11 protein-coding genes are annotated in these 13,087 nt (G+C 73.6%); 5 read left to right on the top strand and 6 right to left on the bottom strand.

What is annotated here, in order from left to right; genetic code table 11:
- Window positions 1–69 precede the first annotated feature (69 nt).
- Window positions 70–2,967, bottom strand: coding sequence for a UPF0182 family membrane protein (locus SCATT_RS19200; protein WP_202447583.1), 2,898 nt, complete (start codon window positions 2,965–2,967; stop codon window positions 70–72).
- 153 nt (window positions 2,968–3,120) lie between these two features.
- On the opposite strand from SCATT_RS19200, the gene SCATT_RS19195 reads away from it, so the two are divergent.
- The gene (locus SCATT_RS19195; protein ID WP_014144778.1) at window positions 3,121–3,711 is read left to right on the top strand and encodes a PPA1309 family protein; all 591 of its coding nucleotides are present in this window, start codon (window positions 3,121–3,123) and stop codon (window positions 3,709–3,711) included.
- 48 nt (window positions 3,712–3,759) lie between these two features.
- On the opposite strand, the gene SCATT_RS19190 is transcribed toward SCATT_RS19195, so the two are convergent.
- The 4 genes from SCATT_RS19190 to SCATT_RS19175 form a co-directional block, all read right to left on the bottom strand.
- On the bottom strand, window positions 3,760–4,809 hold the full coding sequence (locus tag SCATT_RS19190; RefSeq protein WP_014144777.1) for a YlbL family protein: 1,050 nt from the start codon (window positions 4,807–4,809) through the stop codon (window positions 3,760–3,762).
- Between the two features lie 67 nt (window positions 4,810–4,876).
- Window positions 4,877–5,074, bottom strand: a complete 198-nt coding sequence (locus SCATT_RS19185) for a hypothetical protein (RefSeq protein ID WP_014144776.1) — start codon at window positions 5,072–5,074, stop codon at window positions 4,877–4,879.
- A gap of 343 nt (window positions 5,075–5,417) precedes the next feature.
- Entirely contained in the window at window positions 5,418–5,888 is a 471-nt protein-coding gene (locus SCATT_RS19180) for a molybdenum cofactor biosynthesis protein MoaE (RefSeq protein WP_014144775.1), read from the bottom strand.
- A 97-nt stretch (window positions 5,889–5,985) separates the two neighbouring features.
- Complete coding sequence (locus SCATT_RS19175; protein ID WP_014144774.1) at window positions 5,986–7,086, bottom strand: SDR family oxidoreductase; 1,101 nt, start codon at window positions 7,084–7,086, stop codon at window positions 5,986–5,988.
- Between the two features lie 112 nt (window positions 7,087–7,198).
- Between SCATT_RS19175 and SCATT_RS19170 the strand changes: the two genes are divergently transcribed.
- Window positions 7,199–8,659 carry a zinc-dependent metalloprotease gene (locus tag SCATT_RS19170; RefSeq protein WP_014144773.1) on the top strand — a complete coding sequence of 487 codons (1,461 nt, stop codon included), beginning with the start codon at window positions 7,199–7,201 and terminating at the stop codon, window positions 8,657–8,659.
- The gene (locus tag SCATT_RS19165) at window positions 8,656–9,219 is read left to right on the top strand and encodes an NUDIX hydrolase (RefSeq protein ID WP_014144772.1); all 564 of its coding nucleotides are present in this window, start codon (window positions 8,656–8,658) and stop codon (window positions 9,217–9,219) included. The genes SCATT_RS19170 and SCATT_RS19165 overlap by 4 nt, the downstream gene beginning before the upstream one ends.
- Window positions 9,220–9,229: 10 nt before the next feature.
- Here the strand turns inward: SCATT_RS19165 and SCATT_RS19160 are convergent, their stop codons facing one another.
- Window positions 9,230–9,820 carry a M48 metallopeptidase family protein gene (locus tag SCATT_RS19160; protein WP_231905125.1) on the bottom strand — a complete coding sequence of 197 codons (591 nt, stop codon included), beginning with the start codon at window positions 9,818–9,820 and terminating at the stop codon, window positions 9,230–9,232.
- Window positions 9,821–10,378: 558 nt separating this feature from the next.
- Here SCATT_RS19160 and SCATT_RS19155 point away from each other — a divergent pair.
- On the top strand, window positions 10,379–11,485 hold the full coding sequence (locus SCATT_RS19155) for a TOMM precursor leader peptide-binding protein (RefSeq protein ID WP_014144770.1): 1,107 nt from the start codon (window positions 10,379–10,381) through the stop codon (window positions 11,483–11,485).
- A 159-nt stretch (window positions 11,486–11,644) separates the two neighbouring features.
- Window positions 11,645–13,048, top strand: coding sequence for an ABC1 kinase family protein (locus SCATT_RS19150; protein WP_014144769.1), 1,404 nt, complete (start codon window positions 11,645–11,647; stop codon window positions 13,046–13,048).
- The last annotated feature ends 39 nt before the right edge of the window (window positions 13,049–13,087 follow it).

The following is a 13,087-nucleotide window of genomic DNA, read 5'->3' as shown; positions in this document are numbered from 1 at the left end:
TTGTGTCTCCACCGTATCACGGTCGGCGGGCCGCCGGTGCCGGGGCGCCGGCGGCCCGTCGGATACGCGTCAGGAACGCTTGTCCTGCTTGCCGGAGCCGGACCGCTCGGCCTCCTCGGCCGCCTTGGCCCGCTTCAGCGCCGCCGCCAGGTCGTCCTGCGCCTGGGCGTAGGCCCGCAGGTCGTCGTCGCGCAGCGCCTGCCGTCCGGCGTCGAACGCCTTCTGCGCGTCGTCCAGCGCCTGCTTGACCGTCGGGCTCACCGGCGGCTGGGCGGTGCCCGGGCCGGTGGACGGCGGCGGGGTCTGGGTGCCGCCGGGCGGCGCGGCACCGCCGAACGCGGCGGCCAGCGCGTCGTCCAGGCTGTCCCGCAGCACCGTGTGGTCGTTGTAGGAGACCAACACCTTCTTCAGCAACGGGTAGTTGATGGCGCTGCCGTTGCCGCGGACATAGACCGGCTCGACGTAGAGCATGCCGCCGTCGAGCGGCACGGTGAGCAGGTTGCCGTACTCGATCTCGGAGTCGGCGCGCTGCAACGCGTAGATCTGGTTGGAGACCCCGGGGTCACCGGTGAACTTGCTCTGCACCTGCTTGGGTCCGGAGACCCCGCTGGGCGGCAGTTGCAGCAGCCGGATGGCGCCGTAGTCGGGGCTGCCCGCGTCGGCGTCCACCGCCATGAAGCCGCTGAGGTTGTCGCGGCCGTTGGGGGTGAAGGTGGTGGTCAGCGAGAACGACTGGTCGCGCTGGCCGGGCATCTTCAGGCTCAGGTAGTACGGCGGCACCGCGCCGCTGTCCTTCTTCGCCGGGTCGTCGGGGACCTGCCACGCCTCGCTGCCGCTGTAGAAGGTGCCCGCGTCGGTGACGTGGTAGCGGGTGAGCAGTTGCCGCTGCACCTTGAACAGGTCCTGCGGGTACCGCAGGTGGTCCATCAGGTGCGGGCCGATCGCGCTGCGCGGCTCGACGGTGCCGGGGAACGCCTTCATCCACGTCTTGAGCACCGGGTCGGCGGTGTCCCACTGGTAGAGCTTCACGGTGCCGTCGTAGGCGTCCACCGTGGCCTTGACCGAGTTGCGGATGTAGTTGACCTGGTTCTGCTGGGCGATCACCGAACGGCTCTGCCCGGTCAGCGAGTCGGAGGTGGTGTCGCCCAGCGTGGTGCGCGAGGCGTAGGGGTAGCCGTTGGTGGTGGTGTAGGCGTCCACGATCCACTGGATGTGGCCGTCGACCACCGCCGGGTACGGGTCGCCGTCGATGGTCAGCCACGGCGCCACCGCCTCGACCCGCTCCTTGGGTGTGCGGTTGTACAGGATCCGCGACCCCTTGCCGATCGCCCCGGAGTACAGGATCTGCGGCTCGCTCAGCCGTACCGCGTAGGCCGCCCGGGTCACCGGGTTCTCCAGCCTCACCCCGCTCCGGCCGTCGTAGGTGAAATCCGTCTCACCCTTGACGCCGGAGTAGTCGATCTCCGTGGTGGGGCCGCCGACGATGGAGTACTGGGTGGTCTGCTCGCCGTAGTAGACCCGCGGCTGGTACGGGCCGAGCTTGCCCTTCGGCGGCAGGTCGGACTCGATGAAGTCGGGGGCGCCGTTGTCGGTGGTGTCGGTGCCCCTGGCGGCCACCATGCCGTAGCCGTGGGTGTACTTGAAGTGCTGGTTGATCCAGTTGTTGGGGACGCCCTTCATGTTCAGCTCGCGCAGGGCGACCACGCTGTCCTGCTCCTTGCCGTCGACCGGGTAGCGGTCGACCGCCAGCGGCGCGGCGAACGAGTAGTAGTTGCGCTGCTGTTGGAGCTGCTGGACGGTGGGCGAGACCACGTTGGGGTCGAGCAGCCGGACGCTGGCCGCCGAGCCGACGTCGGCGCGCAGCTGGTCGGGGCTCTTGCCGGCGCCGGTGCCGGGGTAGTCGCCGACCTGGGTGTGGTCGATGCCGTAGGCGGTGCGGGTGGCGTTGATGTTCTTCTGGATGTACGGGGCTTCCTTGGCGGCCTCGTTGGGCTGCACCTCGAACTTCTGCACGATCGCCGGGTAGAGCCCGCCGATGAGCACCGCGGAGAGCACCATCAGCCCGAAGCCGATCACCGGCAGCGTCCAGGTGCGCCGCCACAGGGTGGCGAAGAACAGCAGGGCGCAGATGATGGCGATGCAGAACAGGATGGTCTTCGCCGGCAGATAGGCGTTGGCGTCCACGTACCGCAGCCCGGTCCAGCCGCTGGTGGCCTTGAAGCCGCTGGACTTCACGGCCAGTCCGTAGCGGTCGAGCCAGTAGGCCACCGCCTTGAGCGAGACGAAGAGCCCGAGCAGCACCGACAGGTGGCCGGTGGCCGCCGCCGTCGCCCGCGCCCCGGGACCGCTCAGCCGCAGCCCCCCGTACAGGTAGTGCACCAGCGCGGCGGCCACCACGCACAGCACCACGGCGGCGAACCCGAAGCTGAGCAGGAAGCGGTACCACGGCAGGTCGAAGGCGTAGAACGAGACGTCCAGCTTGAACTGCGGGTCCCGGGTGCCGAACGGGACGGCGTTGACCCACTGCAGCCAGGTGCGCCACTGGCCGGAGGCGGAGGCACCGCCGATGAGGCCCACCATCAGGCAGACCGCCATCAGCACCCACTTGCGGTAGGGCGCGATGCCCATCCGGTAGCGGTCCAGGCTCTGCTGCTCGGTCGACATCGCGCCCAGCTGCGGGCGCAGCCGGTGGGCGAGGAAGATGTTGACGCCGACGGCGAGCGCCATCAGCACCCCGAAGACCGCGAAGAGTCCGATGCGCGTCCACAGGGTGGTGGTGAACACCGAGGAGTAGCGCACCGACCGGTACCACAGCCAGTCCGTCCAGAACCCCGAGAACATCACGAAGGCGATGGCGAGCACGGCGATGGCCGCGAGTGTCATGAACACGGTCCGGGTTCCCCGGGAGGGCCGGCCTGCGAAGACCCGCGGGCCGGCCGGGCCTGAGCCCGACCCGCGGTCCGGCATCTGGAAAGCCAAGGTGCGCACCTCGAAGTGTCTGTCGTGCTGACGTCTGGGACGGGCGGTGGTACGGCATCCGGGGCGGACACCCACCCATGCAACTTACTCACGCTTTACTCGGTTCCCGCCCGGGGCCCCGGAACGGGCAGGATAGTGACCATGCCCAACACTGACACCGGCGGTACGGCCGGCCACGACCCCCTGGCGGGCGGCGGCCCGGTCGCCGCGCACCCCCTGACCCGGGCGGTACTCGAGATCGACGAGTACGCCGCCGAGCTCGGCTGGGACCAGCCGGCCCGGCTGTTCGCCCTGGTCGACACCGAACGGCTCCGCGCCGAGCAGCCGGAGCTGAGCGAACAGCTCGGCCTCGCCGAGGGCGAGCGGGCCGCCGCCCTGACCCCGGTGGAGCAGGACGAGATCCCCACCGGCGCCCCGCTCGACGAGTTCCTGGCCACCATCGCCTGGCCGGACGTGGTGGTCGGCTGCGCGCTCACCGTGGAGCGGCTGATGCTGCCGCCGAGCGCCGAGGCCCAGATCCCCGAGGGCCTCGACGACGCCGCGCTCGCCTCCTGGGTCGCCGGGCACCCGGAGCGGCAGGAGGTGCGGATGACCGTCGGCGTGCTGCGCGACGGCACCCGGGAGTCGGCGATCCGGCTGCGCGAGAAGGACTCGCCCAAGGAGGTGCTCACCGGCTCCGACCTGGTACCGGGGCTGGCCGAGGCGCTCACCGCGACGTTCGAGGAGGAGTGAGCCGGGCCCGGCCGCCCGGACCGGGGGTGCGGGGCGGCCGGGCGGGGTTCAGTGGACCGGGCAGGCCGGCAGGGCGCCGGTCTTCCCCTCGCGGATGTCCTTCAGCGCGGCCAGCGCGTCGTCCAGCGTGCCGACCTTGACCAGGCGCAGCCCGGCCGGGGTGTCCTTGGCCGCGGCGGCGCAGTTGTCCTTGGGGGTCAGGAAGAACCGGGCGCCGGCGTCGCGGGCGGCGATCGCCTTGAGCGCGATGCCGCCGATCGGGCCGACCTTGCCGTCGTCGTCGATGGTGCCGGTGCCGGCCACGAATGTGCCCCCGGTCAGATCGGTGGGGGTCAGCTTGTCGATGATGCCGAGCGAGAACATCAGCCCGGCACTGGGCCCGCCGACGTCGGCCAGCTTGATGTCGATGGTGAACGGGAACGAGTGGGCGGCGGCGGCCTGGATGCCGACCACGGCCCGGCCGTCCTGCGCCTTGGTGCCCACGGTCAGCCGCCGCTGCCCGCCGCCCTTGGCCGGGGTCACCGTGAACTCCACGGTCTGCCCCGGGTGGTGCTTGGTGACCAGCTTGGCCACGTCCGCCGGCTCCTTGACCGGGGTGCCGTCCACCGCGTCGATCACGTCGCCGGCGTGCAACGTCCCTTCCGCCGCGCCCCCCTTGAGCACGGTGCCGACCACCACCCGGGAGGCGACCGGGATGTGCAGCGCACGCAGCGCCGCCACCTTGGCGCTGTCCTGGGACTGGGTGAACTCCTCGGCGTTCTGCCGGTCCACCTGCTGGGCCGACTGGCCCTTGGGGTAGATGGTCTCGCGGGGGACCACCTGGTCGTCGTTGGAGAGCCAGCCGCTGATCGCCTCGATCAGATTCATCGGGTAGTCGGCCCCGGTCACCCGCACCGTCGTCATGTTCAGATGCCCGCTGACCGGGTACGTCCGGTGGCCGGAGATCTGCACCACCGGCTCGCCGTCGTGCTCCGCCAGCGTGTTCACGGTCGGGCCCGGCGACATCTCGGCGTACGGCACGGACATCAGGACCCCGGCGCACAGCAGCGCTATGAGCAGCAGCGTCGAGGTGAGCAAGGTCGCGGTGCGGCGTGGCATGCCACGACAGTACGGGAGACCCCTCACCGGTGGCGCGCGGGGCCGGGCCGTCCGGCTGACCGGCTGGTCAGGACGGATCGGAGCCCGACTGCGTACCGGCCATGCTGCCGGAGTGCGACTTGGCCATCGCCTCGCGGAAGCGCTCGTATCCGGCCAGCGAGTCGACGTCGCCGGCGGCGCGGCGGGAACGTCCCGCCCAACCGGCCCACAAGGTTGCGGCAATCGCGCCCCCGACCGGAATCAGCAACCATGCAAGAGCCGCCATACCCGGCCTCCCACCACGTACGTACCCGACGCAGGACCTATGAGCAGATTAACCACCCGCTGGTCCAACGCTGAGACCCGGGCGCGAGTTACGCAAGTGGCAGGCGCCCACCGGGAGGAAGCGTTTCCCCCGCCCGGGTGAGGAAGGCCGCCGTGTGGGTGACGGTGGGGGTTGACGGTGCGGTGGCGCGCCAGCCGGCCGGCTGCTTATGCAACCCCACCCCTCAACGAGGGGGCTACGCCCCCACCCGGCCAACCACTTCCCCGGCCACCACCCCTCAACGAGGGGGCTACGCCCCCACCCGGCCAACCACTTCCCCGGCCACCACCCCTCAACGAGGGGGCTACGCCCCCACCCATTCCTCCTGCCCGTCCTCGAAGGTCTGGTGCTTCCAGATGGGGACTTCGTGCTTGAGGTCGTCGATGAGGCGGCGGCAGGCGGCGAAGGCTTCGGCGCGGTGGGGGCAGGAGACGGCGACGACCACGGCGAGGTCGCCGACCGCGAGGTCGCCGACGCGGTGGACGGCGGCCAGGGCGCGGACGGGGAAGTCGGCGGCGACCTTCTCGGCGACCCGGCGCAGTTCGGCCTCGGCGGTGGGGTGGGCGGAGTAGGACAGACCGGTGACCGCGGCGGGGCCACCGTCGTGGTCGCGGACGGTGCCCACGAAGAGCGCGGTGCCGCCGGCCGCGTCGTCGCCGACCGCGCCGAAGACCTCGTCCACCGACAGCGGCGTGTCACGGACGGCCAGCAGCCGGATGGGGTCCCGGTCGTCCCGGGTGACGGACTCGTCGTACGTGGGTGCCATGACCGCCATGGTGCCGTACCCGCAGACCGGACGGAAACGTCCGCCCCGTACGAAAGCACCGGCGCCGGACGGGCGGATCCGACGAACCGAACCGGCCGCCGGAAGGTCACCGGCCGCGGCGCTTGCGGGCCCGGCGGACCAGGGCGGCGGTGCCCACCAGGGCCACCGTGGCGCCGGCGGCGCCGAGCGTGGTGGCGTCCTTGCGGCCGAGGCGGCGGCCGGCCACGGTGCGCCGACCGGCGACCTCCTCCAGGAGTTCGGCCAACACCTCCTCGTTGGTCCACTTGGGCCGCCAGCCGGCCTCGTGCAGCCGGCTGCCGCTGACCACCCACGGATACATGGTGTAGGCCAGGTCGCCGGCCGGGGACGGGGTCAGCCCCAGCCGGTGCAGCCGGGCCGCGGCGCCCATCGCCAGCGACTCGGGCAGCTCCATGCGGCGGATGCCGGAGAGCTCCTCGACCTCCTCCTGTTCCAGCCAGCCGTCGCACCCCACCGCCATCTCGCCCTCGGCCTTGCCCAGCGCCGCGTACTCCAGCGCCGAGACCAGGTCCTCGACGTGGCAGAACTGCCAGCACGGCCGGCTGCCGGCCACCACCAGCAGCCGGGGCGACTCGAAGTACCGGGTGAGCGCGGTGTCGGTGCCGCCGACCAGGACGGCGGGGCGGACCACGGTGACGTTGAGCCCGGGGTGGGCGCGGGGCGCGCGGCGGCCGAGGCGTTCGATCTCCAGCAGGTCGCCGACCCCGGTGGCGTCCGCGGTGGCGCGCAGCGGGGCGTCCTCGGCGAGCGGGACGTCGTTGTCCGGCAGGGCGCCGTAGACCATGGCGGAGGTCATCAGCACCACCCGGTGCACCCCGGCCGCGGCAGCCGCGGTGAGCACGGTCTGGGTGCCGCGCACGTTGAACGCGGTGCGCGCGGTGGCCTCGGTCTCCAGGTCGAGGTCGAGCGCGAGGTGGACGACGACGTCGGCGCCGCGCAGCCGCTCGGCGATGGCCGGATCGCGCACGTCCAGCACCCGCCACTGCGCACCGGGCACGTCGGCGCGGCGTTCGTCGATGGCGACGACCGTGCCCACCTCGGGGGATCGCGTGAGGGCTCGGGTCAGCAACAGGCCGACGCCGGAGGCGGCTCCGGTGACCGCGACGACCGGTCCGGCCCCCTTGGAGGAGGTCCGCCCTGAGCGAACGTGCTGTTCCGGGGAACTCACCGGGTGTCTCCCACTGTTGTTTCTGGTACGAGATGCGCGGTCCCATCCTGCCTGAGAGGTGTCTAGGCTGGTGGTAGAGGCCGAAACTGTCGACATAGAGCCGAGGAACCCCGTGAGTGACACCCCATTTGGATTCGGCGTCCCATCTGAGGAGCCCGAGGACGGGGACGAGGGCAAGCGGAAGGGCCTGCCGGGTGGCGGCGGCATCGGCTTCGGCGGCACCCCGTCCGGCGGCCCCGGCGGTGACAACCCGCTGGCCGCGATGTTCGGCTCGCTCAACCCCAACGACCTCGGTGCCGCCTTCCAGCAGCTCGGGCAGATGCTCTCCTACGAGGGCGGCCCGGTGAACTGGGAGATGGCCAAGGACATCGCCCGGCAGACGGTGGCCCAGGGCGCCCAGGACGGCACCAAGGACGCCAGCGTCTCGGCCGGCGAGCGGGCCGCGGTGCAGGAGGCGCTGCGCCTGGCCGACCTGTGGCTGGACGGCACCACCTCGCTGCCGTCCGGCTCGGGCGCGGCGGTGGCGTGGAGCCGGGCCGAATGGGTCGAGGCGACGCTTCCGGTGTGGAAGGAACTGGTGGACCCGGTCGCGGAGCGGGTCGGCACCGCGATGGGCGGCGTCCTGCCCGAGGAGATGCAGGCCATGGCGGGCCCGCTGCTCGGCATGATGCGCTCGATGGGCGGCGCGATGTTCGGCGCCCAGATCGGCCAGGCGCTGGGCGTCCTCGCCGGTGAGGTGGTCGGCTCCACCGACGTCGGGCTGCCGCTCGGCCCGGCGGGCAAGGCGGCGCTGCTGCCGGTGAACATCGCGGCGTTCGGTTCCGGCCTCGGCGTCCCGCAGGACGAGGTCCGCCTCTACCTGGCCCTCCGCGAGGCCGCCCACCAGCGGCTCTTCGCCCATGTGCCGTGGCTGCGGGCCCATCTGTTCGGCGCCGTCGAGGGGTACGCGCGCGGCATCAAGGTCGACACCGCGCGGCTGGAGGACGCGGTCGGCCAGCTCGACCCGGCCAACCCACAGGCGTTGCAGGACGCCCTCCAGCAGGGCATGTTCCAGCCCGAGGACACCCCGGAGCAGAAGGCCGCGCTGGCCCGGCTGGAGACCGCGCTGGCGCTGGTCGAGGGGTGGGTGGACGCGGTGGTGCACGCCGCCGCGGCCCCGCATCTGCCGTCCGCCGGCGCGCTGCGCGAGACGCTGCGCCGCCGCCGCGCCACCGGTGGTCCGGCCGAGCAGACCTTCGCCACGCTGATCGGCCTGGAGCTGCGACCGCGCCGGCTGCGGGACGCCTCCCGGCTGTGGGCCTCGCTCACCGACGCCCGCGGCCTCGACGGCCGGGACGCGCTGTGGGCCCACCCCGACCTGCTGCCCACCGCCGCCGACCTCGACGACCCGGACGGCTTCGTGCACCGCGAGACCGGCGACGAGGCGTTCGACTTCGACGCGCTCGACAAGATGCTGGGCGAGGCGGCGGAGGGCCGCCACGGTGAACGGCGTTCCGGTGAGGGCGGCCCGGCGGACGGCTCCGACGAGCCGGACTCGTCCGGCGAGTCCGGTGAGGGCGGCCGGGACAAGTGACGCTGCACGCCGACGCGGCGCGGGTGCTCCAGGAGTGGTCCGCGCCGCTCGAACCGTCCGTCCCGGAGTCCGGGGGGCCGGAAGGCGCCGTGGGCCAGGAGGAGTTGCGGCTGGCCTACCTCGGCCACCTGGCGGCCCGTCCGGACGCCATGTGGAAGTCGTGCGAGTCGGGTCATCTGACGGCCAGTGCGCTGGTGGTCGATCCGCGGCGGGAACGGGTGCTGCTCACCCTCCACCGCAAGCTGCGGATGTGGCTCCAGATGGGTGGCCACTGCGAGCCGTCCGACGCCACGCTGGCCGCCGCCGCGCTGCGGGAGGCCACCGAGGAGTCGGGGATCACCGGGCTCACCCTGCTGCCCGGCCCGGTCCGCCTCGACCGCCATCTCACGCCCTGCGCCTGGCACTTGGACGTCCAGTACGCGGCGGTGGCCCCGCCGGACGCCGTCTGGTCGGTGAGCGACGAGTCGCTGGACGTGCGGTGGTTCGGCTACGACGAGGTGGCCTCGGTGGCCGACGCCTCGGTGGTGCGACTGGTGGAGCGGGCGCGGCAGTTGGTGTGAGCCGTACGGTTCACTCCGGCTCGCCCGCCTCGCGGGCGCCGGGGAGGTGCGGCAGCCGGGCCGCGGCGACGACGCCTTCGAGGTAGCCGCGGGCCCGCTCGGTGCGCGGATACCCCTCCAGCAGCCGCCAGAAGTCGGCGCCGTGGCCGGGCACCAGCAGGTGGGCCAGCTCGTGCAGGAGCACGTAGTCGACCACGTAGTCGGGCATGCCCTGCAAGCGGTGGGAGAGCCGGATGCTCCCCTCGGCCGGGGTGCACGAACCCCACCGGGTGTTCTGGTTGGTCACCCAGCGCACGCTTTCCGGCCGGGCCCGGCCCCCCAGATACTGGCCGGACAACCGCGCGGCCCGCTCGGCGAGTTCGGCGTCGCCCAGCATCCGCCTGCTCTCCTGCGCCGCCAGCTTGTCGAGCATGACGCCGACCCAGCGCTGCTCCTCAGCCGCGGACATCCGGGCCGGGATCAGCACGATGGTGCGGTCGCCCTCGCGGTACGCCGACACCGTCCGGCGACGGCGCGCACTGCGTCGCACTTCCACGGCACTGGTACGCGTCCCACGGCTCTGGCCGCGAGACGGACGGGACGAAGCGGGTTCGACGGACACGCCACGACGGTACCGGCTGCCTCCGACGAAGTCCCGACGCCCGGAAAGACGGAGCGGCGAGTGCGCCCCGGCGCGAGGGAGTGGGGGGCGCGGGGCGGGTGCGCCGGGGATGCGGGGTGGATGCGCCCGGGGCGCGGGGCGACGGGTGCGCGCGGACGCGCCCAGGGCGCCCTGGCCCGGGGGCGGCGGACGACACGGCCGCCACCCCGACGGCGAGGCGGATCGGATACGTGCCGCGTGCCGCAGCCGTCGACGGCACGGGCGCGTGATCGTCCTCGTACGAGGGGCGGACGGCCGAAGCGCGGACCCCGACGGACCCAGGAGCGCCGGGCGGCTCGCCCGCACCGGGTGCGCACCGGCGCCGACGGTGTGGCATCGGGGGCCTTCCGTCCGCGCATCGCGGGGTGCCGCCCAGGCATACGGTCTTACGTATTCGCCTGCCTGTGGATAACTTTCGGCAAGGTCGTGCGGAAGCGCCCATGCTGATCCCGTTGTGACAGCGCTGGCTCCGGCGGCCATGGTGGCGGACGGTCGGGGCCTGATCACGGGGGGGGCGTCATGCATCCGATGCTGAAGCCGGCCATGCGGCGCAGTTGGCGGGACCGGGAGACGCTCCAGTTCGGGGTGGATCCGGAGCGTGCGGTGGTGCTCGGGCCGCTGGACGACGCGTCGGCGCGGTTCCTGAAGCTGCTCGACGGCACTCGCGGCCCCGAGCTGCTGCGCGAGGAGGCGGCGGCGCTCGGCCTCGCCCCGGAGCGCGCCGACCGGCTGCTGTCCGTGCTGGCCGAGGGCGACGTGCTGGAGGACGCCGACAGCCTCGGCGGGCTCCACCAGGTGCTGCGCCGGCGGGACGCGGCTCTCGAACGGCTCCGGCCCGACCTGGCCTCGCTCTCCCTGCTGCGCCCCGGCCCCGGCGCCGCGGCGCACACGCTGGCCGCCCGCCGCACGGCCCGGGTGCGGGTGTGCGGGGCCGGACGGGTCGGCGCCTCGGTGGCCGCGGTGCTGTCGGCGGCCGGGGTCGGCCGGGTCGACGTGGTGGACGGCGGTGAGGTCGAGCCGTGGGACGCGGCGCCGTGCGGCATCCCGGCGCTGGCCGTCGGCGAACGGCGGGACGCGGCGGCCCGGGCCGCGGTGCGCCGCGCGGCCCCCGACCCCCGTCCGCCCGTATCGCCGCGCGGCGCCGGGGAGCCCCGGCTCGCCCTCGCCGTCCTCGCCCCCCGCGACGGGCTGGACGCCTACGCCCCCGACGAACGGGCCGCCGAGCAGCTGATGGCCGCCGGGATCCCGCATCTGTACGCCGGCGTGGTGGAGGGGCTCGGGGTGGTCGGGCCGCTGGTGGTGCCGGGGCGGCTGGCCTGTGCCGGTTGCCTGGCCCGCGAGCGGGCGCGGCGCGATCCGGCCTGGCCGCGGATGGTGGCGCAGCTGCGGTCGGGGCGTGGCCGGCCGGTGGTGGGCCCGTGCGACGTGGCGCTGGCCACGCTGGTGGCCGCGCTGGCGGCGGCCCACGCGCTGGAGTTCCTGGCCGGGGGCGAGCCGCCGAGCGCCGGAGGGCGGGTGGAGTTCACGCTGGCCGGGCTCGCCATGCGCACCGTGCCGGTGGGGCCGCGCCAGGATTGCGGGTGTGGTGCGGCAGGCCACGGCGCACGCGCGACAATGGCCGGGTGACCTCCCGCCGGGCGTACGCGCGGCACGGGTCGCCGCCGTCCCGGGACCGCGGCACCGGCGGCAGCGGCCGTGGGCGCCGCTCCGGTGCCGGTCCGGCGGTCCGGGCCGCCGGGGCCCTGACGCGGTGTGGCAACGGAATCGACGGTGAAAGAGGGGCACATGTCGGATCTTCCTCGCAAGGCAGTCACCCGAACCGCCAAGCTCGCCGCGCTGCCCCTCGGCTTCGCGGGCCGGGCCACCCTGGGGCTGGGCAAACGGATCGGCGGCCGGCCGGCCGAGATCGTCGCCGGTGAGCTCCAGCAGCGCACCGCCGAGCAGCTGTTCAAGGTGCTCGGCGAGCTCAAGGGCGGGGCGATGAAGTTCGGCCAGGCGCTGTCGGTCTTCGAGGCCGCGCTCCCCGAGGAGATCGCCGGACCCTACCGTGCCGCACTGACCAAGTTGCAGGACGCGGCGCCGCCGATGCCCGCCGGCACCGTGCACGACGTGCTCGCCAAGGGGCTCGGAGAGGACTGGCGGCGGTTCTTCGAGGAGTTCGAGGACAAGCCGGCCGCGGCGGCCTCCATCGGCCAGGTGCACCGCGCGGTGTGGCACGACGGACGCGAGGTGGCGGTCAAGGTCCAGTACCCGGGGGCCGGCCAGGCGCTGCTGTCCGACCTGTCCCAACTGGGCCGGGTGGCCCGGCTGTTCGGCCCGCTGATCCCGGGGATGGACATCAAGCCGCTGATCTCCGAGTTGCGCGAGCGGGTCTCCGAGGAGCTGGACTACGCCCTGGAGGCGCGGGCCCAGCACACGCACGCCGTGGAGTTCGCCGACGATCCGGACGTGGTGGTGCCCGATGTGGTGCACCAGGCCGAGCAGGTCCTGGTCACCGAGTGGCTGGACGGGGTGCCGCTGGCCGAGGTGATCGCCGACGGCACCCGTTCCGAGCGGGACCGGGCCGGGCAGTTGCTGGCCCACTTCCTCTTCGCCGGCCCGGCCCGCACCGGGCTGCTCCACGCCGACCCCCATCCGGGCAACTTTCGGCTGCTGGTGGACGACGGGCCGGCCGAGGGATGGCGGCTCGGGGTGCTGGACTTCGGCACGGTGGACCGCCTCCCCGAGGGGCTGCCACTGCCGATCGGCACCGCGCTGCGGCTGGCGCTGGCCGGGGACGCCGAGCGGGTCCACGCCATGCTGCGCCAGGAGGGCTTCGTCAAGCCGGCGATCCAGCTCGACCCGGAGGCGGTGCTCGACTACCTGCTGCCGATCATCGAGCCCGCCCGGGCCGAGGAGTTCACCTTCGGCCGGGCCTGGATGCGGACCCAGGCGGCCCGGATCGCCGACCCGCGCTCCCCCGCCCACCAGTTGGGCCGGCAGCTCAACCTGCCGCCGTCCTACCTGCTGATCCATCGGGTGACGCTGAGCACCATCGGGGTGCTCTGCCAGCTGGACGCCACCGTGCGGCTGCGGGACGAACTGCTGGACTGGCTGCCGGGGTTCGCCGCTCCGGAAGCGTCCGAAGGGGCCGAAGACCCCGGGGATGCCGAGGAGGCCGAAGACCCCGAGGAGGCCGAGGGGGCGTAGCCGGCCCGGTCACGTCCGCCCCGGCCGCCTCCAGGCGGC

The sequence above is a fragment of the Streptantibioticus cattleyicolor NRRL 8057 = DSM 46488 genome, assembly GCF_000240165.1.
GTDB lineage: Bacteria > Actinomycetota > Actinomycetes > Streptomycetales > Streptomycetaceae > Streptantibioticus > Streptantibioticus cattleyicolor.
Note: the sequence above shows the minus strand (reverse complement) of the source record. Positions and strands in the feature narration are given on the sequence as shown.

Coding starts and splice junctions, on each gene's coding strand:
- SCATT_RS19200 (WP_202447583.1), bottom strand. CDS start 2,967: ATGCCGGACCGCGGGTCGGGCTCAGGCCCGGCCGGCCCGCGGGTCTTC.
- SCATT_RS19195 (WP_014144778.1), top strand. CDS start 3,121: ATGCCCAACACTGACACCGGCGGTACGGCCGGCCACGACCCCCTGGCG.
- SCATT_RS19190 (WP_014144777.1), bottom strand. CDS start 4,809: ATGCCACGCCGCACCGCGACCTTGCTCACCTCGACGCTGCTGCTCATA.
- SCATT_RS19185 (WP_014144776.1), bottom strand. CDS start 5,074: ATGGCGGCTCTTGCATGGTTGCTGATTCCGGTCGGGGGCGCGATTGCC.
- SCATT_RS19180 (WP_014144775.1), bottom strand. CDS start 5,888: ATGGCGGTCATGGCACCCACGTACGACGAGTCCGTCACCCGGGACGAC.
- SCATT_RS19155 (WP_014144770.1), top strand. CDS start 10,379: ATGCATCCGATGCTGAAGCCGGCCATGCGGCGCAGTTGGCGGGACCGG.
- SCATT_RS19150 (WP_014144769.1), top strand. CDS start 11,645: ATGTCGGATCTTCCTCGCAAGGCAGTCACCCGAACCGCCAAGCTCGCC.